This window comes from Caulobacter sp. CCUG 60055 (assembly GCF_022750545.1).
GTDB lineage: Bacteria > Pseudomonadota > Alphaproteobacteria > Caulobacterales > Caulobacteraceae > PUIC01.
The window spans coordinates 253,826-274,942 of sequence record NZ_PUIC01000003.1; the positions used below are offsets into that span (position 1 = coordinate 253,826).

A 21,117-nucleotide genomic window follows, 5' to 3' on the forward strand; every position below is an offset into this window, starting at 1 on the left:
AGGAAATATCCCGCGCGCGGCCGGTCGAGGCCCTACAGCCCCAGGCGCCGCGCCCGGCCGGCGATGGTCAGGGCCAGGCGCTCGGCGATCAGATTGTCCGGCGATCCGGCCGTCTTGCACGCCTTGTCGGCGGCCAGCACCTCGGGCTGGACGACGTCGAGCTGCTCCAGCGTCCAGGCCCTGGCCTGGCGCAGGAACTCGCGTTCGCTCTTCCAGAACACGCCGGAGGCCTTGGCCGCCTCGGCCAGGCCCGCGCCGCTCTTGGCCAGGGTCAGGGTGCGGCGCAGCCGGCCGAGATGCAGGCCGATGGCCCGCACGGCGGCCGGGCCGCCCTCTCCTTCCGCCGCCGCCCGGCGAAGCGCCGCCTGGGCCGCGCCAAGCCGACCGCCGAAGGCGTCCTGCGCCGCGTCCGACAACGACGCCTCCGGCTCGACGCCCAGATAGGCCTCCAGGTCGCCGGGGCCGGCGGTGACGCCCGAGCCCGGCCCCAGATAGAGCGCCAGGCGCTCGATCTCCTGGCGGGCCACCCCCCGCTCGCGCGGCAGGCGGGCGACGAACATGTCGAGGGCGTCTGAGGTCAGGCCGACCTTGTCGCGGGCGAGGTTCTCACGCACGAGCCGCGCCACGTCGCCCGGTTCGTCCTCGTAGCAGGGAATGGCCACGGCGCCGGCCTTGGCCCCCTCGGCGGCCTTGCGCAGCGCCGAGTCGCGGCCAAGGGCGCCGCCCTCGATCAGGAAGAAGGCGTCGGGATTGAGCTTGCCCTCGGCATGGGCTTTCAACGCCTCGGCCGCCTTGCGGTCGGCGGAGGCCTTGTCGCCGGTCAGCTTGAGCCGCACCAGCCGCCGGCCGCCCATCATCGACAGCGCCGCCAGCTCGTCCTCCAGCCGGGCGGGATCGCCGTCGATGTCGGTTTCGGTCAGCAGGGCGACGTCGAACGGATCGTCGGGGCGCACGGCCACCTTGCCCGCCAGGCCGTCGGCCCGCTCGCGCACGACCGCCCGGTCGCGGCCATAGATCAAGGCGGCGCGAACGTCGGCCGGCGGGTTCGACAGGAAGCGTTCGATCTCGGGGCGCTTGCCCAGGATCATCGCGGCGTCAGGGCTTCTTCTGGCTGGCGAAGAAGCTGGCCAGGTCGATGCGGATGCGCTGGGCGACCTGTTCGGCGGCGCGTCGTTCGCCGTCGGACTGGGCCGCGATGCCGGCGTAGGGCTGGTCGGCCGAGTCGTAGGTGACCACGGCGCTCTGGCCGGCCTGCCTGACCGTCTTGCCGGTGGCGATCTCGGTCAGGGTGTAGTTGACGTCGACGTGCAGCTCGTAACGGTTGGCGACGTTGTCGGAGCGCAGGCCGCGGGCGAACCGTTGTTCCTTGAGGGTGAAGCCCAGCCGGTACTTCGCCGGGACGTCGCTGTTCTGGAGCAGCGCGTCCTCCAGCGATTCACGCACCAGATAGGCGGTCCTGCCCTGCGGCGCGGCGATGGTGATCGCCGACAGCGCCGGGGTGACGCCCGAAGAGGCGTAGAGCGGCGTGAAGCCGCAGCCCGCCGCCGTCAGACCGCCCAGGACGAGGAGCGCGCCGAGCGCGACGGCTTTTACCAAGGGTCGACGGATCAAGGCGTTCACCCCGCGACGATGTTGACGATGCGATCCTGCACGACGATCACCTTGCGCACGTTCAGGCCCTCAAGGTGCGGCGCCACGGCCGCGTCCGCCAGCGCGATTTTTCTCACCTCGTCCTCGGCGGCGCCGGGGGCGACGCGGATCTCGGCGCGGCGCTTGCCGTTGATCTGCACCGGCAGAACCCGCTCGTCCTCGGCCGCCAGGGCCGGATCGAACGTGGGCCAGGGCGCGTCGACGACCATCCCCTCCCCGCCGATGCGGGCCCAGCATTCCTCGGCCAGGTGCGGGGTGATCGGGGCGATCAGCCGCGCCAGGACCGACAGGGCCTCGGCGCGGGCGGCCAGCACCGCGGGCGTGGCGCCCTCGGCCGGGGCCGCCTTGAGAATATTGAGGAATTCGTACAGGCGGGCGACGCCGCTGTTGAAACGGAAACCCTCGACGCTTTCGCTCAGGCTCTTGATCAGCCGGTGGGCGGCGCGCAGCAGCTCGACCGCCCTCGGGTCGTCGCCGGCCTGGGCGGCGGGCGTCTCGGCCGGCTGGCTGTCGAACTCGTTCCAGACGCGGTGGATGAAGCGCCAGGCGCCCTCGACCCCGCCGACCGTCCATTGCACGTCGCGTTCGGGCGGGCTGTCCGACATCACGAACAGCCGCGCGGCGTCGACGCCATAGGCGTCGAAGATGTCTTCCGGCGCGACGACGTTCTTCTTGGACTTCGACATCTTCTCGATGTCGCCGATGGTCAGGGCCTCGCCCGTGTCGGCCAGGACGGCGCGGCGGGCGTTGTTCTCGACGGTGATCTCCACCGAACCGGGTTCGACCCACTCGCCGCTGGCCTTGCGATAGGTCTCGTGGGTGACCATGCCCTGGGTGAACAGGCCGGCGAACGGCTCCTCGACCGACAGCAGGCCGCCGTCCTTGAGGGCGCGGGTGATGAACCGGGCGTAGAGCAGGTGCAGGACGGCGTGCTCGACGCCGCCGATGTACTGGTCCACCGGCAGCCAGTGGTCGGCGGCCGCCTGGTCGATCGGCGCCTCGGCGGTCGGATCGGCGAAGCGCGCGAAATACCACGAGCTGTCGACGAAGGTGTCGAGGGTGTCGGTTTCGCGCTCGGCCGCGCCGCCGCACTTGGGACAGGCGACGTGCCGCCAGGTCGGATGGCGCAGCAAGGGGTTGCCGGGACGGTCGAACTCGACGTCGTCGGGCAGCACCACCGGCAGCTGGTCGGCGGGAACCGCCTGCGGGCCGCAGGTCTTGCAGTGGATGACCGGGATCGGGCAGCCCCAATAGCGCTGACGCGAAACGCCCCAGTCGCGCAGGCGGTAGACCGTGGCCCCCTGCCCTTGCCCCTGCTCCTCGACGCGGGCGATGGCGGCGGCCTTGGCGGCCTCGATGTCCAGGCCGTCGAGGAAAGCGGAGTTGTAGATCTTCCCTGGCCCGACATAGGCCTCGGCGCCGACGGCGAAGACGGCCGGATCGGCGCCGGCCGGCAGCACCACCGGCTTGACCGCCAGACCGTATTTGCGCGCGAAGTCCAGGTCCCGCTGGTCGTGGGCCGGGCAGCCGAAAACCGCCCCCGTTCCGTAGTCCATCAGGATGAAGTTGGCGATCCAGACCTTGAGCTTCCAGGCCGGGTCGAACGGATGGGCGACCTCGACGCCGGTGTCGAAGCCCAGCTTCTCGGCGCCCTCGATCACGGCCTCGGACGTGCCGCCGCGGCGGCATTCGGCGACGAAGTCGGCGACCTTGGGGTCGCGCGCGGCCAGGGCCTGGGCCAGCGGATGCTCGGGCGCGACGGCCACGAAGCTGGCGCCGAACAGGGTGTCGGGCCGGGTGGTGTAGACCTCAAGCCCGTTGTCGGCGGTGAAGCCTTCCGGCGTTTCGCCGGCGAACCTGAACGACAGGCGCAGGCCCTTGGACCGGCCGATCCAGTTCTCCTGCATGGTGCGGACCTTGTCAGGCCAGCGGTCCAGCGTCTTGAGCCCGTCGATCAGGGCGTCGGCGTAGTCGGTGATGCGCAGGAACCACTGGGTCAGCTTGCGCTTCTCGACCAGGGCGCCCGAGCGCCAGCCGCGGCCGTCGATCACCTGCTCGTTGGCCAGCACGGTCATGTCGACGGGGTCCCAGTTGACCTGGGCTTCCTTGCGATAGACCAGCCCGCGCTTCCACAGGTCGAGGAACCAGGCCTGCTGGCGGCCGTAATAGGCCGGGTCGCAGGTGGCGAACTCGCGGCTCCAGTCGATCGACAGGCCGAGCAGCTTCAGCTGCTCGCGCATGGCGGCGATGTTGTCGTAGGTCCAGCCCTTGGGGTGGACGCCGCGCTCCATGGCGGCGTTCTCGGCCGGCATGCCGAACGCGTCCCAGCCCATCGGGTGCAGGACGTTGAAGCCGTTGGCGCGCTTGAAGCGGGCGACGACGTCGCCCATGGCGTAGTTGCGCACGTGGCCCATGTGGATGCGCCCCGACGGATAGGGGAACATCTCCAGCACGTAGTACTTGGGCTTGCCCTGGGCGTCGTTCAGCGCGGGCGTGCGGAACACGTCGGCTTGCGCCCAAGCGGCGCGCCATTTGGGTTCGGCTTCTTTCGGATTGTACCGGGCCATTGCCTTCTCGGGAAAACCGCGGATCAACCCTTGCCGTTGATGTTCGACAGACGAAGCTGCCGGGCGCGGGTCAGGATCGCGTTTTCGATGTCGGTTTCGGTCTGCGCCGCCGAGGACGCGTCGACCCAGTTTCCGCCGGCGTCCTTGGTCTGCTTGAAGATGGTCACGTTGAGACCGTCGGCGCGCAGGCGCGTGTCGAGGATGTAGACCGTGGCCTTGAAGCGTTCGTCCGGCTTTTCCGGATTGGTGTACCAGTCGGTGATGACCACGCCGCCATAGGGGTCGGCCGAGGCCAGCGGCATGAACGCCAGGGTGTCGAGCGTGGCGCGCCACAGATAGGCGTTGACGCCGATGGCGCCTTCGGCGGCCCTGGGCGCCGGCGCCTCGCCGCTCTTGCGGAAGGGATTGGCCTTGCCCACGGTCGAGCAGCCCGCCACCGCGATCATGCTGACGGCCAGAACGGCCACGCCCAGGCCGGATGCGGCCTCACGCTTAAAACCGCCACGCACAAACGGCATATAGTTCGCTCCAATCGTATGGCCCGTCCGGCCCCATCGGGCGGACATGCGGCGTCGCCCCCAAAGCAGACCCCGACCTTTCGGAAGCTGCGTCTATAACATGCCTAAGCCGCGACCAAAGCGGAATCGCGTGGCCTTCGCGCCACAGGCGCCGGACGCAATCGTCGAATCGTCCCGGACTCGCCGCCGACGCTGTTGACCCGCCGCCGCCGCGGACTTTAATCGAAACTGACATAACGCATGGCTCGGGAGCGAACTCCCGATCTAGACGTTTGGGGCTTTGGGCTAGGTTGGGACTGGCGATGGCAAGGGTGCGGCTGTTCGCTGTGGCGATCTCGGCGCTCGTTCTTTCGGGAACGGGAACGCTGGCCCACGCCCAGTCGGTCAAGCCGAAGGTCACCGTCACCGGCGACGCCTTCTCCACCCACGAACAGATCTCGCCGGAACAGGCCCAGTTCGGCCCGGCCGCCCCCAAGAAATCCCTGCAATGGGACGACAAGGGCAAGTGGGGCCTGAAGCTGGACGTCGAGCAGCCGATCGGCCGTGACGTGCAGATGAAGGACATCCAGGCCGGGGCCTATTTCCGCGTCACGCCGTCGCTGCGCGTCGGCGGCGCCGTCGCCCTCGGCGGCGACTCCCCGGTTCCGGACCGCAAGTCCACCCCGCAGGATCAGGCGCCGCGCGTGCGCCTCGAGACCTCGTTCAAGTTCTGATCCCTTTCTGACCTCCTGAAAATCCGTCCACGGCCGCGAGGCCGGCCGCGCCCGTGCCGATCAGCCGAGGCGCCGTCTTCGCGTCCACGCCGCCCAGGGCGATCACCGGCAGCCCCGCGCGCCGCGCCAGCCCGGCCAGGCGGACGGGGCCGATCGGCGCGCCGGCCGACGGGCTGCGGCTGGGAAACACCGCCGAGACCAGGGCCGCGTCGATCCCGTTGCGGGCGGCCAGGGCCAGGGCGGCGGGGCCGTGGGCGGCGGCGGTGACGATCCATGCCGGCCGCCGGGCCCGCAGGCGCGGGGCCCGCGCGATCATCCGCTCGGGCAGGTGCAGGCCGTGCGCCCCGGCCGCGACGGCCAGGGCCTCGTCGGCCCCCACCAGCAGGACGAGGCCGCGCGCGGCGGCGATGCGGGCCAGCCGCCGCGCGGCGTGGACGGCGTCCGCCGCCCCGAACGCCCGGAAGATCACCCCCGCCCCCCGGGGCAGGCGGGCGGCGACGGCGGCGGGGTCGGGCGTGCGGATCGGATCGGTGACGAACCACAGGGCGGGCAGGCTGCGGGCGGCCGCGGGGCCCTTCCGCCCGGCCGCGCATCGGCCTAGCGTCGCCGCCGTCCGCGCCAGCCTGTCCGTCGCCCTCACCGGATCCACGATGACCCAAGCCTCCTTCGATTCCGCCGCCGCCCGCGCCGCCGTGCTGGCCCGCATCGCCGCCGCCGCCCGCGCCGCCGGCCGCGATCCCGCCGATGTGGCCCTGGTCGCGGTCTCCAAGCAACAGGACTGGGCCCGGATCGCGCCGGTGGCGGCCGCCGGCCAGGCGATTTTCGGGGAAAACCGCGTGCAGGAGGCGACGGAGCGCTGGACCGGCCGCCGCGACGGCCTGGAGCTGCGCCTGATCGGGCCTTTGCAGACCAACAAGGCGCGCGAGGCGGTCGGCTTCTTCGACGTGGTCGAGACGCTCGACCGGGAGAAGCTGGCCAAGGCCCTGGCCGACGAGATCCAGCGGGCCGGCCGCGCCCCCCGGCTCTATGTGCAGGTCAACACCGGCGAGGAGCCGCAGAAGGCCGGCGTCGCCCCGCGCGAGGCCGACGCCTTCATCGCCGCCGCCGGGCGTGTCTACGGCCTGGAGGTCGAGGGACTGATGTGCATCCCGCCGGAGGCCGAGCCGGCCGGACCGCATTTCGCCCTGCTGGCCCAGATCGCCGCCCGCAACGGCCTTTCGCGCCTGTCGATGGGCATGAGCGACGATTTCGAGACGGCGATCCGCTTCGGCGCCACCTCGGTGCGGCTCGGCTCGGCGGTGTTCGGCCCACGCGCCCGCGCGGCCGGGGACGCGGCGCTCTAGAGCCGGTCAGGCGGACCGTTCCTCGGCGCGGCGGATGGCGATCGCCGATCCGGGGCCGGCCAGCCGCAGCAAGGCCTCCAGGTCGGGACGGGCCAGGGCGACGCAGCCCTCGGTCGGGGCGAAGTCCGGCCGGGCCAGGTGCAGGAAGATCGCCGAGCCCAGGCCGGGAACCGGCGGGTCGTCGTTGTGGGCCAGCACGCCGACCAGGTCGTAGACCCGGTCCTCGCGCCACATCCGCTCGGCGCTGGCCGGGTAGGGCAGGGTGACGGGGCGGTTGTAGGCCGCATCGCCCGGGGCGTCGCACCAGCCGTCGTCCGGGCCGATCGGCTGGACGGGCAGGGCGGTCGCCGGAACGCCGCCCTGGTCGGGCCGGTAGAGCAGCCGCCGGATCGGCCAGACGCCGAGCGGGCTGGCCCCGTCGCCCTCGCGCTTGTCGGCGGCGGCGATCACCCCGCCCTTGCCCAGGGCGCAGCGAACCAGGCGGCCGTCGAGATCGAGCCGTCCGTCCGACCAGGCGGTGAAGATCATGTCGCCTCCGCTGTCGCTCGCCTGCAATCCGCCCTTGGCGCGGCCTGCCGGAGCGGTGCATGTTCCAACCCATGGCGCAACACAAGACCTTGCTCATCATCGACGACGACGACGACCTGCGCGGCGCCCTGGCCGAACAGTTGCAGACGCACGAGGGTTTCAACGTCGTCGAGGTGCAGACCGCCCTGGCCGGCGTGGCCAGGGCCGCCGAGATCCGGCCGGACCTGATCCTGCTCGACGTCGACCTGCCCGACCTCGACGGCCGCGAGGCCTGCCGGCGCATGCGCGAGGAGGGGGTCACCTGTCCGGTGATCATGCTGACCGCCGCCGCCACCGACAGCGACACCATCCTCGGCCTGGATTCCGGCGCCAACGACTATGTGACCAAGCCGTTCCGCTTCGCGGTGCTGCTGGCGCGCATCCGCGCCCAGCTGCGCAGCCACGAGGCGTCCGAGGACGCGGTGTTCCGCATCGGCCCCTACGAGTTCCGCCCGGCCCAGAAGCTGCTGATCGACGAGCGCCAGAAGAAGATCCGGCTGACGGAGAAGGAAACCAACATCCTCAAATACCTCTACCGCGCCGGCTCCAAGCCGGTGGCGCGCGAGGAGCTGCTGACCGAGGTGTGGGGCTATAACGCCGGCGTCACCACCCACACGCTGGAGACCCACGTCTACCGTCTGCGCCAGAAGATCGAGCCCGACCCGTCCGGCGCCAAGCTGCTGATCACCGAGGCCGGGGGCTATCGGCTGGCGCCTTGAGGCCCCTTAGAGGGCTAGGTCGGCCGTCACCGGGGCGTGGTCGCTGGGCCGCTCCCATTCGCGCACGTCGTCGTGCACCCGCGACGAGGCCGAGCCCAGGCGGAACGCCGCCTCGCGCAGGCCGGGCGAGGCCAGGATGTGGTCGAGGCGCAGGCCGCGGTTCGAGGCCCGGAAGTCGGCGGCGCGGTAGCTCCACCAGGAAAACAGCTTCTGCGGCTCGGGGATGGCCTCGCGCGGCAGGTCGATGAAGCCCAGGCTGGCCTTGAGGGCGGTCATGGCCTCGATCTCGACCGGCGTGTGGCTGACGATCTTCGACATCTGCCGATGGCTCCAGACGTCGAACTCGCCGGGGGCGACGTTGAGGTCGCCGGCGACGATCAGCGGCGCCTTGGGGTCGCGGCGGCCCATCTCGGCGGTCAGCCGCTCGAAGAAATCCAGCTTGTGGTCGAACTTGGGGTTCAGCGCCCGGTCGGGGACGTCGCCGCCGGCGGGGATGTAGAAGTTCTGGATCTCGACCCCGGCCACCCTGGCGGCGACGCAGCGGGCGTGGCCTTCGCGGCAGGCCGCGACGGGCGCGGCGTCCTCGATCGGCAGGCGCGAGGCGATGGCCACGCCGTGCCAGCCCTTCTGGCCGCTGATCCGCAGGTGGGGCAGGCCCATCTCGGCGAAGGCCTCGACGGGAAACTCGCCCGTCTGGCACTTGATCTCCTGGAGGCACAGCACGTCGGGCGCCTGTTCGGAGACGAAGCGGGCGACCTGCTCGACGCGCAGGCGGACGGAATTGACGTTCCAGGTGGCGAGACGCAGGCGCATGACGCCGGCATAGAGGATTCCGCCCCGAAAAGAAAAGCCCGGACGCACGGGCGTCCGGGCTTGAAGTGGTCTCTCATGCCGCCGCCGGGAGGGGATAGGGTCCGGCACGGTGTCAAAGCGGCGAGCGCCGGGCTCGCCCGCTTGTCCGTGTCAAATTTGCCACTAGCAAACCAAAAGTCAAGCCAAAAGCACAACCGCTCTTGCTTGTTGTGAATATGTCACAATCATCGCGGGTTTTGGGCCAAGGCGTCGACGCGCCCGGCCGCGACCGTCGGCGGGCGCCCGTTCAGGCCCTCGCGGTCCACTCCGACGCCTACCGCCGGACGGGGACCGGCTTGGGGTTGCGCAGCACGAACAGGCTGGAATCGAGATCGGCGGCGGCGGCCAGGCCCTGAAGCTGCACCCGGGTCGCTTGGCCTTGCGCGTCGGTCACCGTCCATTCGCGCAGGCTCATCGGGTTGTCGGCGAACACCAGGGTGATCTGGCCTTCGGCCTCCTTCTTGCCGTCGCGGGCGGTGATAGAGAAGCCGTCGGCCATGCGGGCGACGCGGCTGACCACCACGCCCTTGTCCAGCCGGATCTCGCGGGCCAGGAACAGCGACAGCGGCGTCATGCCCAGCGGATAGGAATCGAAGGTCTTCAGCCGCGAATTGGCGACGTTGACGTTGTAGCCGTCCGAGACCACCAGCAGGCCCGACGGCGGGTCATAGGCGAAGCGCACCTTGCCCGGCCGCTTCAGGTAGAAGTCGCCGGCCGTGGTCTGGCCGCGGGCGTCGGTCTGGACGAAGCGGCCCTTGGCCTGGTTCAGCGACTGCAGATAGCCCGCCGCCTTGTCGACCAGCGCCTTGTCCTCGGCCGACAGCGGGGCGACGGCCGGCTTGGCGGCCAGGGCCTGTCCGGCCCCGGTCAGGGCGGCGGCCCCGATCAGGGCGGCGAGGGCGGCGCGGCGGGGAAGGGCGGTCATGCGGAAACCTTGCATCCTCGTGTCATGCCCGGCCGGCGCGGCGCGGGAAAGGCCTTGAGGCGGCGCCAATGCGGCGGTCGCCTGAAGCCCCGTTCATCGGCGGGCCCTAGGTCGGCGGCGGTCCGGCCAGGATGTCGCGCTTGCCGGCGTGGTTGGCCGGACCGACAACGCCTTCCTGCTCCATGCGTTCCATCAGCGAGGCGGCGCGGTTGTAGCCGATCTGCAGCCGGCGCTGGATGTAGCTGGTCGAGGCCTTGCGGTCGCGGGTGACCACGGCGACGGCGCGGTCGTACAGGTCGTTGGATTCGTCGCCGCCGAAGCCGCCTTCGTCGCCGCCGCCCTCGTCGTCGCCGCCGGCGGTGACTTCCTCCAGATACTGCGGCGTGCCCTGGTCGCGCAGGAAGCGGGCCACGGTCTCGACCTCGCCGTCGGAGACGAACGGCCCGTGCAGGCGGGTGATGCGGCCGCCGCCGGCCATGTAGAGCATGTCGCCCTGGCCGAGCAGCTGCTCGGCGCCCTGTTCGCCGAGGATGGTGCGGGCGTCGATCTTCGAGGTGACCTGGAAGCTGATCCGGGTGGGGAAGTTGGCCTTGATGGTGCCGGTGATGACGTCGACCGAGGGCCGCTGGGTGGCCATGATCAGGTGGATGCCGGCGGCGCGGGCCATCTGGGCCAGGCGCTGCACGGCGCCTTCGATGTCCTTGCCGGCGACCATCATCAGGTCGGCCACCTCGTCGATGACCACCACCAGATAGGGCATCGGTTCGGGGCGGATCTTCTCGGTTTCATAGATCGGTCGTCCGGAATCGTCGAACCCCGTCTGCACCGTGCGCTCGAAATGCTCGCCCTTGGCGGCGGCCTCGTTGGCCTTCTCGTTGTAGCCGGCGACGTTGCGCACGCCGATCTTGGACATCCGCCGATAGCGGTCCTCCATCTCGCGCACCGTCCATTTCAGCGCGACGATGGCCTTCTTCGGGTCGGTGACCACCGGGGCCAGCAGGTGCGGGATGCCGTCATAGACCGACAGCTCCAGCATCTTGGGATCGATCATGATGAACCGGCACTGGTGCGGGGCCAGGCGGTAGAGGATCGACAGGATCATGGCGTTGACGCCGACCGACTTGCCCGAGCCGGTGGTGCCGGCGATCAGCAGGTGGGGCATCTTGGCCAGGTCGGCGATGTAGGGCTCGCCGCCGATGTTCTCGCCCAGGGCCATGGGCAGGATCTGGCTGGACTTCTCGTATTCGGACGAGGCCAGCAGGTCGCGCAGGAACACCGTCTCGCGGCGGGCGTTGGGCAGCTCGATGCCGATGGCGTTGCGGCCGGGCACCACGGCGACGCGGCAGGCGGCGACGCTCATCGAGCGCGCGATGTCGTCCGACAGGGCGACGACCCGGGCCGATTTCACGCCGGGCGCCGGCACCAGTTCGTACAGGGTGACCACCGGGCCGGGGCGGATCTGGTCGATCTGGCCGCGCACGCCGAACTCGGCCAGCACGCTTTCCAGCATGCGGGCGTTCTGGCGCAGGGCGCCTTCGTCGAAAGCGGCCGAGCGCGGCTTGGGCTTGGCCAGCATGGCCAGTTCGGGCAGGTGGAAGCCCTCAGGCTTGACGAAGTCGAACGCCTTCTGGTTCTCGCGCTCCTCGCGCTTGGACGGCTTGGGCTTGCTGATGTTCAGGACCTGCGGGGCCGGCTCGTCGTCGTCGCCGTCGTCGAAATAGGGTTCGGGCTCGGCCTGGGCGCTCGGCGCGGGCTCGGGCGTCGGCGCGGCGACCGCGGCCTTGCGGGCGGAGGCGGCCTTTTCGCGCGGGGCGGGCGGCGCGGCGGCGGCCTTGCGGCGCGCTTCGGCCCCGGCGCGCAGGCCGTCGGCCACCCAGGCGCCGCTGCGGGCGAAGTCCAGCCGCTTCAGGCCGAGCGAGAAGAACAGGGCCGCCAGGCCCAGCCCGCCCAGCAGCACGGCGGCGATCAGGGTCGCGCCGGGGATATGGGCGAAGGAGAACACGGCGGCCAGGGCGCGCAGCAGCCCGTCGCCCCACAGCCCGCCCAGCCCGCGGGCCAGGGGCCAGGCCGCCGGCGGGGCCGGCGCGGCCAGGAGGCCGGCGAGGCCCAGCACGCCCAAGGCGCCGACCCCGGCCTTGAGCCGCAGGCGGGCGCGGGCGGAATCGGGATCGCGGTCGGACGCCCGCCACAGGCCGGAGACCACCATCAGCACCGCGGCGATCCAGGCGGCCAGGCCCAGGGACTGCATGCCCAGGTCGGCGAGATTGGCGCCGACGCCGCCCAGCAGGTTGCGGGCCGGGCCCGGCCCGACGGCGTTCCAGCTGGGATCGACGGCGTGGTAGCTGGCGAAGGCGACGATCAGGGCCAGGCCGACGGCGGCGGTCAGCCCGCCCCGGAACCGCGCGGTCCAGGGATGGGTCCAGCCGAGCCTCGCCCCCTCCATCACGAACTGGACGCTCGAACGCCGCGCCGCCTTGGCCATCGTCACCCTCTTGACCCTCTCAGGCCCGCACCATCGGGGAAGAGAGTTAAGAGGCGTTTACTTTGGGGCCGGCGTCCGGGCGTCTAGGAAATGGAGATGTTCCCGATCGGCGTTCCGGGCGGCAGGTCACGCACCTTCGCCAGGAGCTGGGCCGAGATCGTCCAATAGACGTCTAAGTCGCCGACTTCGAGATTGGTCACGTCGTCGGCGCCGCCCAGGTACAGCGGGCGCCGGCACCCGACGCACTGCGCATACGAGGGCCGGGCGCCGCCCTGCGCGAGCCACTGCTTGTAGAACCCGTGCGCCACCGCGTCGTCGGCGTGGTGGACGAGCTCCTGGTCGTGAAAGGCCTCGACGTCCACGGGAATCTCCAACGCCTCGCCCGTCCCGGGCTCCAGCATCAGCACCTGAGGCCGCCCGGCGGCCACGCGGCCCAGGTCGGCGGCGAACTGCCTTCCCAGCCAGTCGGCGCCGAAGCATTCGATCCGTTCGGCGAACGCGGGAAAGGCCTGCCGAGCGAGCTCTGTGAACCCCTCGACGTCCTCGGGCCGATGCCGGCGGTACGCCCCGTCCACGAGGCCCTCCGTCGGTCCTGGCCGCCCGGAAGGCGACCGCTTGAAGAGTTTCGAAAACATCAGCCACCTCCGCGCCTGAGACGTCCTGCGTGGCCCAGGCGGGCGACCACTGCAATGGGTCGCCGGCGGACCCAGCCCCGGCCGTTGGGCGCAAACCCGACCGTCAAGAGCCGGCTTGGCCCGTCGCCAAGGACGATGCCGCAAGAAGCGGGCGGAAAGGGCGATGGGGGCGTTCTATAGTGCCGCCATGCCCCTCGATGTCTCCCATAGCGAAAGCCTGGCGCGCCTGGACGAGCAGGCGCAGGACTATGTCCGCATGGCCAAGGCCCTGGAATGGCTGGCCGACCGCTGGCGCGACCGCCCCAACCTGGAGGAGGCCGCCGCCGCCGCCGGCCTGTCGCCCTTCCATTTCCAGCGGGTGTTCACCCGCTGGGCCGGGGTCAGCCCCAAGACCTTCATGGCCTCGATCGCCCACGCCGAGGCGCGCACCATGCTGGAGGACGGGGCCAGCGTGCTCGACGCCGCCCTCGACGCCGGCCTTTCCGGCCCGTCGCGGCTGCACGACCTGTTCATCGCCCACGAGGCCCTGACGCCCGGCGACGCCCGCCGCCGGGGCGGGGGGCTGGAGCTGAGATGGGGCCTGGCGCCGACGCCGTTCGGCCAGGGCCTGTTCGTCCTGGCCCCGCGCGGCCTGTGCGGCCTGGCCTTCGCCGATGCGGGCGAGGAGGAGGCGGCCTTCGCCGACATGCATCGCCGCTGGCCCGCCGCCCGCTGGGTCCGCGACGACGCGGCCGCCCGCGCGACGGCGCCGGCCGCCTTCCTGGGCGAGGGACCGCCGCCGCCGGTGGTGCTGATGGGACCGCCCTTCCACGTGCAGGTGTGGAAGGCGCTGCTGCGCATCCCGGCCGGGGCCACGGCCAGCTACGCCGACGTCGCCCGCTGGGCCGGCAAGCCCGGCGCGTTCCGGGCCGCCGGCGCGGCGATCGGGGCCAACCCGGTCAGCTACCTGATCCCCTGCCACCGGGCCATCGCCCGCGACGGCCGGCTGACCGGCTACCACTGGGGCCTGGCGCGCAAGGCGGCCAAGCTGGGGACCGAGGCCGTGCGGGCGGCGGCCGAGGCGGCCTGACCGGCGCAGCCGCGCCTTACAGGATGTAGCGCGACAGGTCGGCGTTGCGGGCCAGGGCGTCGATGCGGGCGCGGACATAGTCGCCGTCGATCACCACCGTCTCGCCCGACTTGTCGCCGGCGTGGAAGCTGATCTCCTCGACCACCTTCTCCAGCACCGTCTGCAGGCGGCGGGCGCCGATGTTCTCGACCGCGCCGTTCACCGCCACCGCCGCGTCGGCCAGGGCGTCGACGGCGTCGTCGGTGAAGCTCAGGGCGACGCCCTCGGTCTCCATCAGGGCCTGGTTCTGGCGGATCAGGTTGGCCTCGGGCTCGGTGAGGATGCGGCGGAAGTCGTCGCGGGTCAGGGCCTTCAGCTCGACGCGGATCGGCAGGCGGCCCTGCAGCTCGGGCAACAGGTCCGACGGCTTGGCGACATGGAACGCGCCCGAGGCGATGAACAGCACGTGGTCCGACTTCACCGGCCCGTACTTGGTCGAGACCGTGGCGCCCTCGATCAGGGGCAGGAGGTCGCGCTGGACGCCCTCGCGGCTGACGTCGGCGCCCGAGCGTTCCGAGCGCGAGGCGACCTTGTCGATCTCGTCGATGAACACGATGCCGGCGTTTTCGGCCAGGGCGATGGCCTCCTGGGTCAGGGCCTCCTGGTCGACCAGCTTGTCGCCTTCCTCGGCGATCAACGGCGTCCAGGCGGCGGCGACGGTGGTCTTGTGCGCCTTGGTGCGGCCGCCGAACGCCTTGCTCATCATGTCGGACAGGTTGAGCACGCCCACCGAGCCGCCCGGTTGTCCGGGAATCTCGAACCCTGGGAACGACGAGGCGTTGTCGGCCAGGGTCAGCTCGATCTCCTTGTCGTCGAGATCGCCGGCGCGCAGCTTGGCGCGGAAGCTCTCGCGCGTGGCCGGCCCGGCGCCGGGGCCGACCAGGGCGTCGAGGATGCGGTTCTCGGCGGCCTCCTCGGCGCGGGCGCGCACGCCGGCCCGCCGCTTGTCGCGCACCATGACGACGGCCGATTCCACCAGGTCGCGCATGATCTGGTCGACGTCGCGGCCGACATAGCCGACCTCGGTGAACTTGGTGGCCTCGACCTTGAGGAACGGCGCCTGGGCCAGCCTGGCCAGGCGGCGGGCGATCTCGGTCTTGCCGACGCCCGTGGGGCCGATCATCAGGATGTTCTTGGGCGTCACCTCGTCGCGCAGGTCGTCGGGCAGGCGCTGGCGGCGCCAGCGGTTGCGCAGGGCGACGGCGACGGCGCGCTTGGCCTCGGCGTGGCCGACGATGAAGCGGTCGAGTTCGGAGACGATCTCGCGGGGGGAAAATTCGGTCATGACGGTTTCGATTTTAGGTCTGGGCGCGGGCGGTCAAAGGACCTCGACCGTCAGCGAGCCGTTGGTGTAGACGCAGATGCCTGCGGCGATGGCCATGGCCTTGCGGGCGATGGCCTCGGCCGGCAGGTCGGTGTCGATCAGGGCCAGGGCCGCGGCCAGGGCGTAGTTGCCGCCCGAGCCGATGGCCGCGACCGAGCCGCCGCTCGTGGCGTCGGGCTCCAGCACGTCGCCCACACCGGTCACGGTGTAGATGGCGCCGGCGTCGGCGACCAGCAGCATGGCCTCCAGCCGCCGCAGGTAGCGGTCGGTGCGCCAGTCCTTGGCCAGGTCGACGCAGGCGCGGGCCAGCTGGGCCGGATACTGCTCCAGCTTGGTCTCCAGCCGCTCGATCAGGGTGAAGGCGTCGGCGGTGGCGCCGGCGAAGCCGGCCACCACCTTGCCGCCGGCCAGGCGGCGCACCTTCTTGGCGGCGCCCTTGACGATGGTCGGGCCCATCGACACCTGGCCGTCGCCGGCGATGACGGTCGCGCCGTCCTTGCGCACCGCCAGGATCGTGGTTCCGTGCCAGTCGGGGAAATTGGGATTGTTCATGGCCCGCATTTGGCCCGTGCGGGGCGAAGGTTCAAGTTTTGCTCGTCATCGCCGCCCGGCCGGGCTAGCGCGGGGACGGAGGTCGCCATGTTTTCTGACGAAGAGGTCGAACGCTACGCCCGCCACCTCGTGCTGCGCGAGATCGGCGGGCCGGGCCAGCAGGCGCTGAAGCGGGCGCGGGTGCTGATGGTCGGGGCCGGCGGCCTCGGCGCGCCGGCGGCGCTGTACCTGGCGGCGGCCGGCGTCGGGACGCTGGGCCTGGTCGATCCCGACGTGGTGTCGCTGTCCAACCTCCAGCGTCAGGTCCTCTACGGTTCGGCCGACGTCGGCGCGGCCAAGACCGCCGCCGCCGCCCGCCGGCTGTCGGCCCTGAATCCGCACGTCGAGACGGTGGCCCACGCCTTCGCCGTCGACGCCGCCAACGCCCGCGAGCTGGTGCGCGGCTACGACCTCGTCCTCGACGGAACCGACGACTTCGCCACCCGCTTCGCGGTCGCCGACGCCTGCGTCGCCGAGGGCAGGACCCTGGTCTCCGGCGCCCTGGGCCGCTGGACCGGCCAGGTGGGGGTGTTCGCCGGCCGGCCCTGCTATCGCTGCCTGACGCCCGAGATCCCGCCCGACGCCGAGACCTGCGCCGTGGTCGGCGTGGTCGGGGCCCTGGCCGGGGTGATCGGCGCGATGATGGCGCTCGAGGCGGTGAAGATCGTCGCCGGGGCCGGCGAGCCGCTGACCGGGCGGCTGCTGATCTACGACGCCCTGGCCGCCGAGAGCCGCACGGTCCGCGTCGGGGCCGACCCGGCCTGCCCGGTCTGCGGCGGCGGTTGAGGCAAGCTGTAAGAGGGGAGGCCCCGCTCAACCGTCCAGGGCCGGCCTCAGGTGCTCGATGGTCCGTGAGAGGATGGTTCCCCACACCTCGCGGTCCCAGCCGTGGTAGCCCGCGCCGAACTCGCTGTGGGCGACGGTCTTGCCGGCCTTGCGCAGGGCGGCGGCCATCATGCGCGACTGGCCCGGCGGCACCACCGTGTCGCGGCGGCCGTGCAGCAGCAGCACCGGCGCGGCCACGGCCTCGGCGTGCAGGTGCGGCGAGGCCGCGGCCAGGGCCTCGCGGTCGGTGTCCGGATCGCCGATGGTGGCCTTGAGGTAGCCGTAGGCCGCCGAGGTCTCGCCCTCGGCGTCGCGGGCGTGGTCGAGCAGGCGGATCAGGTCGGTCGGCCCGGCGATGGAGACCACGGCGCGGTAGAGCTCGGGCCGCCGCACCGCCCCCATCAGGGCGGCGTAGCCGCCGTAGCTGGCGCCGCAGATGGCGATGCGTCCCGCCGCCACGCGGCCGGCGGCGACCACCTGGGCGACGGCGTCCTCGACGTCTTCCTGCATGCGGCCGCCCCAGCGCCGGCGGCCGGCCTCGGCGAAGCGGCGGCCATAGCCGCCGGAGCCGCGGAAATTGACCTGCAGCACCAGCCAGCCCTGCGCGGCCAAGGCCTGGGCCATCAGGTCGAAACCCAGGCTGTCGCGCAGCTCGGGCCCGCCGTGCGGCAGCACCGCCAGCGGTCGCGGCCCCGGGGCCAGGGGCCGGGTCAGATAGGCGTCGAGACGGGCCCCGTCGCGCGCGGCGACCGTGAGGGGCTCGACCCGCGCCAGGCTTCCCGGCGCCAGCCAGGGGCGGGCGGCGCCCAGCCGGCTGAGCCGCCGGCTCGCCCGGTGATAGAGATGGTGGTCGCCCGGCGCCTGCGGGCCGCGGACGAGGCCCAGCCAGACGCCGCCGTCGGGACCGGCGTCGAGCAGCTCGACGTCGAGGTCGGGGCCGGCGGCGGCCTGCAGGGCGCGGAAGTCGGCGGCGGCGGACCTGTCCGGGAACAGATAGTCGCCACGGTCCTGGCGAAAACGGGCGCCGACATAGCGGCCGCGCTGATCGACGAAGGCGGCCTCGACGTCGCGGCCGGGATGCTGGGCGACGGCCTGGCCGAAGACGCCGCGCCTGAGGTCGAAACGGCGAACGGCGCAGGTCTCGTCGGTCTCGCCGCGATGGACGACCAGGGCCACGCCCGGCCGGCCGGTCATGGCCGCCAGTTCGAAGTCCTTGGCGCCCTGGTCGTTGAGCCGCGTCTCGCGCAGGAAGGTCCAGCCCGCCACGCCGGGCGGCTTGGCGAACAGGCGCAGGCCGCCGTCGGTCTCGGCCCCGTCGAGGCGCAGCACCGGCGCGCCCGCCCGGATCGTCCAGCCGAGCGTGGTCTCCTCGCCTTCCTCGGTCCGCGTCCAGGTCCCGCTGGCGAGGTCGACGCGCGCCAGGCACAGCCGGACGGCGTCGGGGTCGAAGGCCTGCATCAGCACCGCGCCGGGCTCGTCCGGCAGCGGATCGGCGAGGGCGGGGTCGGTCAGAGGCGGCGGCGGCGACAGCGGCCGCGGGTCGCCGCCGGCCAGATCGACGGTGGAGACCTCGCTGCGCCGTTGGCCGCCCTTGCCGACGGTGCGCCACAGCAGCAGCCGCTCGGCGTTGGCCCAGCGCACTTGGTCTAGCGCGCCGAGCGACAGGGCGTCGGGCGGGGCGTCGGGGGCGTCGGCGTCGAACAGCAGCACCCGATCCGCCGCCAGCATGGCCACGCGCCGGCCGTCGGGCGACAGGGCCGCGTCGCGGAGGAGCGGCGGGCGCAGAAGGTCGTCGAGGCTCGGCGGGACGGGCGCCGCGTCCGCCTGGGCGAGGCCGGGCGCGAGGGGCGCGAGCGCGGCGGCGGCCAGCACAGTCCTGCGTGAAATCACGTCCGCCCCCGCGTCGTTCTCCCTAAGGATGAGCGATCGGGGCGCCTCGCGTCAAGCGCGTGTCAGAGCATCGCCGGGATGACGCGGTCGGGCGGCCGGTGGCCGTCCATGAACGTCTTGATGTTGATGATGACCTTCTCGCCCATGTCGATGCGGCCCTCGACCGTGGCCGAGCCCATGTGCGGCAGCAGCACCACGTTGGGCAGCTTGAGCAGCTTGGGATTGATCGACGGCTCGTGCTCGAAGACGTCGAGGCCGGCCCCGGCGATCTCGCCCCGCGCCAGCATGTTGGCCAGGGCCGCCTCGTCGATGATCTCGCCGCGGGCGGTGTTGACCACGATCGCCTGGCTCTGCAGCAGCCGCAGCCGCCGCGCCGACAACAGGTGGTAGGTGGCCGGGGTGTGCGGGCAGTTGATGCTGACGATGTCCATACGGGCGAGCATCTGGTCGAGGCTCTCCCAGTAGGTCGCCCCCAGCTCTTCCTCGATGCGCGGGCTGACCGGCTTGCGGTTGTGATAGTGGATCGACAGGCCGAAGGCCTTGGCCCGGCGGGCGACCGCCTGGCCGATGCGGCCCATGCCGACGATGCCCAGGCGCTTGCCCCAGATGCGGCGGCCGAGCATCCAGGTCGGCGACCAGCCCTGGAAGCCGCCGGCCTGCACGACGTTGGCGCCTTCGACCAGGCGGCGGGCCGAGGCCATGATCAGCGCCATGGTCATGTCGGCGGTGTCCTCGGTCAGGACGCCGGGGGTGTTGGTGACGATGATCCCGCGGGCGTTGGCCGTGGCCACGTCGACATTGTCCACCCCCGCCCCGAAGTTGGCGATCAGCTTCAGGGTCTCGCCGGCGCGGGTCAGCACCTTGGAGTCGATGCGGTCGGTGATGGTCGGCACCAGGACGTCGGCCCGGCCGACGGCGTCGACCAGGGCGTCGTGGCCCATCGGCTCGTCCGTGAGGTTGAGCTCGGTGTCGAACAGCTCGCGCATCCGCGTTTCGACCGGATCCGGAAGCTTGCGGGTGACGATGACTTTCGGCTTGCGGACGGCCATGTGCAGGTCTGAAAAGGGGGTTGCGGCGGCTGGGAGTCGTGAGAACGCGGCTATGTGTCCCCGCACCTGTAGCAAAGGGTCCCGCGACGGCCAAGGCTGGCCGTAAGGGAAGACCGGACGAGCGAGGCGAAGAATTCATGGGGCGGAAGGCGGCGGCGCGAACGGTGCAGGTGCTGCTGGCGCTGGGCGCGGGGCTGATGCTGGCCGCGGCGGACGACAAGGGCGATCGGCCGACGCCGTCCGGCCTGCCGGTGCCCCGCTACGTCTCGCTCAAGTTCGACGAGGTCAACGCCCGCGCCGGCCCCGGCGACGACTACAAGGCCCTGTGGGTCTACCACGCCAAGGGCCTGCCGGTGCAGGTGGTGGCCGAGACCAGCGACTGGCGGCGCATCTGCGATCCCGAAGGGGGCCTGGCCTGGGTGCACAAGCGCACCACCGACGGGCGGCGGATGGTCATCCGCATGCAGGACGGCGACATGCCGATCCGCCGAAAGCCCCGCGACGAGGCCAAGGTGACCGCCTATCTGCGTTCGCGCGCCCTGGCCGGCCTCGACCGCTGCGACAAGGGCTGGTGCAAGATTCGCGCTGGCGGCGCCGCCGGCTGGGCCAAGGAAGTCGATCTTTGGGGTGTGGTCGAGACGCCCCAGTGCCGTTGATCGTTCGTGGCCGTCGGCGGGCTCCCTGCCGCCGATCGCCGCAGGGGGCGAACGACGGTGCGGCCCGGCCGTTTCCCCCTCGGAGTTGAGGCGCGGCCGCCGCTTATGCTAACCCCACGCCAACACAAACGGCGATCCGCTAGCGCGAGCGCCCCTAAAGTCCAGGAACGCGTCCGGCATGACCGCCGTCCAGAAAGACCATTACGACCTCGAAGACCTGCTCGCCTGCGGCCGCGGCGACCTGTTCGGCTCGGGCAACGCCCAGCTGCCGGCGCCGCCGATGCTGATGATGGACCGCATCACCAAGATCGCCTCCAGCGGCGGCAAGCACGGCAAGGGCCTCATCGAGGCCGAGTTCGACATCGACCCGTCCCAGTGGTTCTTCCAGTGCCACTTCATCGGCGACCCGGTGATGCCCGGCTGCCTGGGCCTGGACGCCATGTGGCAGCTGGTCGGCTTCTTCCTCGGCTGGTCCGGCGCCCCGGGCAAGGGCAGGGCGCTGGGCGTCGGCGAGGTCAAGTTCACCGGCCAGGTGACGCCGACCGTCAAGAAGCTGGTCTACCGGATCGACCTCAAGCGCGTGATCATGCGCAAACTCGTGATGGGCATCGGCGACGGGGTGCTGGAAGCCGACGGCAAGCCTATCTATGAAGCGCACGATCTTCGCGTCGGATTGTTCGACGCCAAGGATCTGGTCTGACCG

At 71.7% G+C, this 21,117-nt stretch carries 21 protein-coding genes; 7 read left to right on the top strand and 14 right to left on the bottom strand.

Annotated elements, in window-relative coordinates; all coding sequences use genetic code 11:
• Positions 1-32: 32 nt before the first annotated feature.
• From holA to C5708_RS06340, 4 genes are read right to left on the bottom strand one after another with little or no spacing between them, the layout of a single operon-like run.
• Positions 33-1,088, bottom strand: a complete 1,056-nt coding sequence (gene holA, locus C5708_RS06325) for a DNA polymerase III subunit delta (RefSeq protein ID WP_242919042.1) — start codon at positions 1,086-1,088, stop codon at positions 33-35.
• Between the two features lie 7 nt (positions 1,089-1,095).
• Entirely contained in the window at positions 1,096-1,596 is a 501-nt protein-coding gene (gene lptE, locus C5708_RS06330) for an LPS assembly lipoprotein LptE (RefSeq protein ID WP_242919044.1), read from the bottom strand.
• A 20-nt stretch (positions 1,597-1,616) separates the two neighbouring features.
• On the bottom strand, positions 1,617-4,217 hold the full coding sequence (gene leuS / locus C5708_RS06335) for a leucine--tRNA ligase (RefSeq protein ID WP_242919047.1): 2,601 nt from the start codon (positions 4,215-4,217) through the stop codon (positions 1,617-1,619).
• Positions 4,218-4,240: 23 nt separating this feature from the next.
• The gene (locus C5708_RS06340) at positions 4,241-4,735 is read right to left on the bottom strand and encodes a DUF3576 domain-containing protein (RefSeq protein WP_242919049.1); all 495 of its coding nucleotides are present in this window, start codon (positions 4,733-4,735) and stop codon (positions 4,241-4,243) included.
• Between the two features lie 311 nt (positions 4,736-5,046).
• Here C5708_RS06340 and C5708_RS06345 point away from each other — a divergent pair, with 311 nt between their 5' ends.
• On the top strand, positions 5,047-5,448 hold the full coding sequence (locus C5708_RS06345) for an NtrZ family periplasmic regulatory protein (RefSeq protein WP_242919051.1): 402 nt from the start codon (positions 5,047-5,049) through the stop codon (positions 5,446-5,448).
• Here the strand turns inward: C5708_RS06345 and C5708_RS06350 are convergent.
• A complete protein-coding gene (locus C5708_RS06350; protein ID WP_242919053.1) occupies positions 5,438-6,097 on the bottom strand; it encodes a thiamine phosphate synthase in 660 nt (219 codons plus the stop codon). The two genes, C5708_RS06345 and C5708_RS06350, sit on opposite strands and share 11 nt — an antisense overlap.
• A 1-nt stretch (position 6,098) precedes the next feature.
• On the opposite strand from C5708_RS06350, the gene C5708_RS06355 reads away from it, so the two are divergent.
• Positions 6,099-6,791 carry a YggS family pyridoxal phosphate-dependent enzyme gene (locus tag C5708_RS06355; RefSeq protein WP_242919055.1) on the top strand — a complete coding sequence of 231 codons (693 nt, stop codon included), beginning with the start codon at positions 6,099-6,101 and terminating at the stop codon, positions 6,789-6,791.
• A gap of 6 nt (positions 6,792-6,797) precedes the next feature.
• Here the strand turns inward: C5708_RS06355 and C5708_RS06360 are convergent, their stop codons facing one another.
• Positions 6,798-7,319: a L,D-transpeptidase family protein gene (locus C5708_RS06360; protein ID WP_242919057.1), complete on the bottom strand. Its 522-nt coding sequence runs from the start codon at positions 7,317-7,319 to the stop codon at positions 6,798-6,800.
• Positions 7,320-7,390: 71 nt separating this feature from the next.
• On the opposite strand from C5708_RS06360, the gene C5708_RS06365 reads away from it, so the two are divergent.
• Positions 7,391-8,077 carry a response regulator transcription factor gene (locus C5708_RS06365; protein ID WP_242919652.1) on the top strand — a complete coding sequence of 229 codons (687 nt, stop codon included), beginning with the start codon at positions 7,391-7,393 and terminating at the stop codon, positions 8,075-8,077.
• Positions 8,078-8,083: 6 nt separating this feature from the next.
• Here the strand turns inward: C5708_RS06365 and C5708_RS06370 are convergent, their stop codons facing one another.
• From C5708_RS06370 to C5708_RS19530, 4 genes are all read right to left on the bottom strand, one after another.
• Positions 8,084-8,890 (bottom strand): exodeoxyribonuclease III, encoded by an 807-nt coding sequence (locus tag C5708_RS06370; protein WP_242919059.1) that lies wholly within the window; start codon positions 8,888-8,890, stop codon positions 8,084-8,086.
• A gap of 313 nt (positions 8,891-9,203) precedes the next feature.
• Positions 9,204-9,854, bottom strand: coding sequence for an outer-membrane lipoprotein carrier protein LolA (locus C5708_RS06375; protein ID WP_242919061.1), 651 nt, complete (start codon positions 9,852-9,854; stop codon positions 9,204-9,206).
• A gap of 106 nt (positions 9,855-9,960) precedes the next feature.
• Positions 9,961-12,336 carry a DNA translocase FtsK gene (locus tag C5708_RS06380; protein WP_242919063.1) on the bottom strand — a complete coding sequence of 792 codons (2,376 nt, stop codon included), beginning with the start codon at positions 12,334-12,336 and terminating at the stop codon, positions 9,961-9,963.
• 83 nt (positions 12,337-12,419) lie between these two features.
• On the bottom strand, positions 12,420-12,911 hold the full coding sequence (locus C5708_RS19530) for a T6SS immunity protein Tdi1 domain-containing protein (RefSeq protein WP_242919065.1): 492 nt from the start codon (positions 12,909-12,911) through the stop codon (positions 12,420-12,422).
• Positions 12,912-13,158: 247 nt separating this feature from the next.
• Between C5708_RS19530 and C5708_RS06390 the strand changes: the two genes are divergently transcribed.
• A complete protein-coding gene (locus C5708_RS06390) occupies positions 13,159-14,040 on the top strand; it encodes a methylated-DNA--[protein]-cysteine S-methyltransferase (protein WP_242919067.1) in 882 nt (293 codons plus the stop codon).
• A gap of 16 nt (positions 14,041-14,056) precedes the next feature.
• Here C5708_RS06390 and hslU read toward each other — a convergent pair whose 3' ends face one another.
• Both hslU and hslV read right to left on the bottom strand, forming a co-directional pair.
• Entirely contained in the window at positions 14,057-15,364 is a 1,308-nt protein-coding gene (hslU, locus tag C5708_RS06395) for an ATP-dependent protease ATPase subunit HslU (protein WP_242919068.1), read from the bottom strand.
• Positions 15,365-15,397: 33 nt separating this feature from the next.
• On the bottom strand, positions 15,398-15,964 hold the full coding sequence (gene hslV / locus C5708_RS06400) for an ATP-dependent protease subunit HslV (RefSeq protein ID WP_242919070.1): 567 nt from the start codon (positions 15,962-15,964) through the stop codon (positions 15,398-15,400).
• A 78-nt stretch (positions 15,965-16,042) separates the two neighbouring features.
• On the opposite strand from hslV, the gene moeB reads away from it, so the two are divergent.
• The gene (moeB, locus tag C5708_RS06405) at positions 16,043-16,780 is read left to right on the top strand and encodes a molybdopterin-synthase adenylyltransferase MoeB (protein WP_242919072.1); all 738 of its coding nucleotides are present in this window, start codon (positions 16,043-16,045) and stop codon (positions 16,778-16,780) included.
• Positions 16,781-16,807: 27 nt separating this feature from the next.
• Here moeB and C5708_RS19535 read toward each other — a convergent pair whose 3' ends face one another.
• Entirely contained in the window at positions 16,808-18,709 is a 1,902-nt protein-coding gene (locus C5708_RS19535; RefSeq protein WP_242919074.1) for a prolyl oligopeptidase family serine peptidase, read from the bottom strand.
• Between the two features lie 62 nt (positions 18,710-18,771).
• Entirely contained in the window at positions 18,772-19,758 is a 987-nt protein-coding gene (locus tag C5708_RS06415; RefSeq protein ID WP_242919076.1) for a D-glycerate dehydrogenase, read from the bottom strand.
• Positions 19,759-19,955: 197 nt separating this feature from the next.
• Here C5708_RS06415 and C5708_RS06420 point away from each other — a divergent pair, with 197 nt between their 5' ends.
• Positions 19,956-20,414: an SH3 domain-containing protein gene (locus tag C5708_RS06420; protein WP_242919654.1), complete on the top strand. Its 459-nt coding sequence runs from the start codon at positions 19,956-19,958 to the stop codon at positions 20,412-20,414.
• A gap of 178 nt (positions 20,415-20,592) precedes the next feature.
• Complete coding sequence (gene fabA / locus C5708_RS06425; protein ID WP_242919078.1) at positions 20,593-21,114, top strand: 3-hydroxyacyl-[acyl-carrier-protein] dehydratase FabA; 522 nt, start codon at positions 20,593-20,595, stop codon at positions 21,112-21,114.
• Positions 21,115-21,117 lie beyond the last annotated feature (3 nt).

Coding starts and splice junctions, on each gene's coding strand:
- holA (WP_242919042.1), bottom strand. CDS start 1,088: ATGATCCTGGGCAAGCGCCCCGAGATCGAACGCTTCCTGTCGAACCCG.
- leuS (WP_242919047.1), bottom strand. CDS start 4,217: ATGGCCCGGTACAATCCGAAAGAAGCCGAACCCAAATGGCGCGCCGCT.
- C5708_RS06340 (WP_242919049.1), bottom strand. CDS start 4,735: ATGCCGTTTGTGCGTGGCGGTTTTAAGCGTGAGGCCGCATCCGGCCTG.
- C5708_RS06355 (WP_242919055.1), top strand. CDS start 6,099: ATGACCCAAGCCTCCTTCGATTCCGCCGCCGCCCGCGCCGCCGTGCTG.
- C5708_RS06360 (WP_242919057.1), bottom strand. CDS start 7,319: ATGATCTTCACCGCCTGGTCGGACGGACGGCTCGATCTCGACGGCCGC.
- C5708_RS06365 (WP_242919652.1), top strand. CDS start 7,391: ATGGCGCAACACAAGACCTTGCTCATCATCGACGACGACGACGACCTG.
- C5708_RS06370 (WP_242919059.1), bottom strand. CDS start 8,890: ATGCGCCTGCGTCTCGCCACCTGGAACGTCAATTCCGTCCGCCTGCGC.
- C5708_RS06375 (WP_242919061.1), bottom strand. CDS start 9,854: ATGACCGCCCTTCCCCGCCGCGCCGCCCTCGCCGCCCTGATCGGGGCC.
- C5708_RS06380 (WP_242919063.1), bottom strand. CDS start 12,336: ATGGCCAAGGCGGCGCGGCGTTCGAGCGTCCAGTTCGTGATGGAGGGG.
- C5708_RS06390 (WP_242919067.1), top strand. CDS start 13,159: ATGCCCCTCGATGTCTCCCATAGCGAAAGCCTGGCGCGCCTGGACGAG.
- hslU (WP_242919068.1), bottom strand. CDS start 15,364: ATGACCGAATTTTCCCCCCGCGAGATCGTCTCCGAACTCGACCGCTTC.
- hslV (WP_242919070.1), bottom strand. CDS start 15,964: ATGCGGGCCATGAACAATCCCAATTTCCCCGACTGGCACGGAACCACG.
- moeB (WP_242919072.1), top strand. CDS start 16,043: ATGTTTTCTGACGAAGAGGTCGAACGCTACGCCCGCCACCTCGTGCTG.
- C5708_RS06415 (WP_242919076.1), bottom strand. CDS start 19,758: ATGGCCGTCCGCAAGCCGAAAGTCATCGTCACCCGCAAGCTTCCGGAT.
- C5708_RS06420 (WP_242919654.1), top strand. CDS start 19,956: ATGCTGGCCGCGGCGGACGACAAGGGCGATCGGCCGACGCCGTCCGGC.
- fabA (WP_242919078.1), top strand. CDS start 20,593: ATGACCGCCGTCCAGAAAGACCATTACGACCTCGAAGACCTGCTCGCC.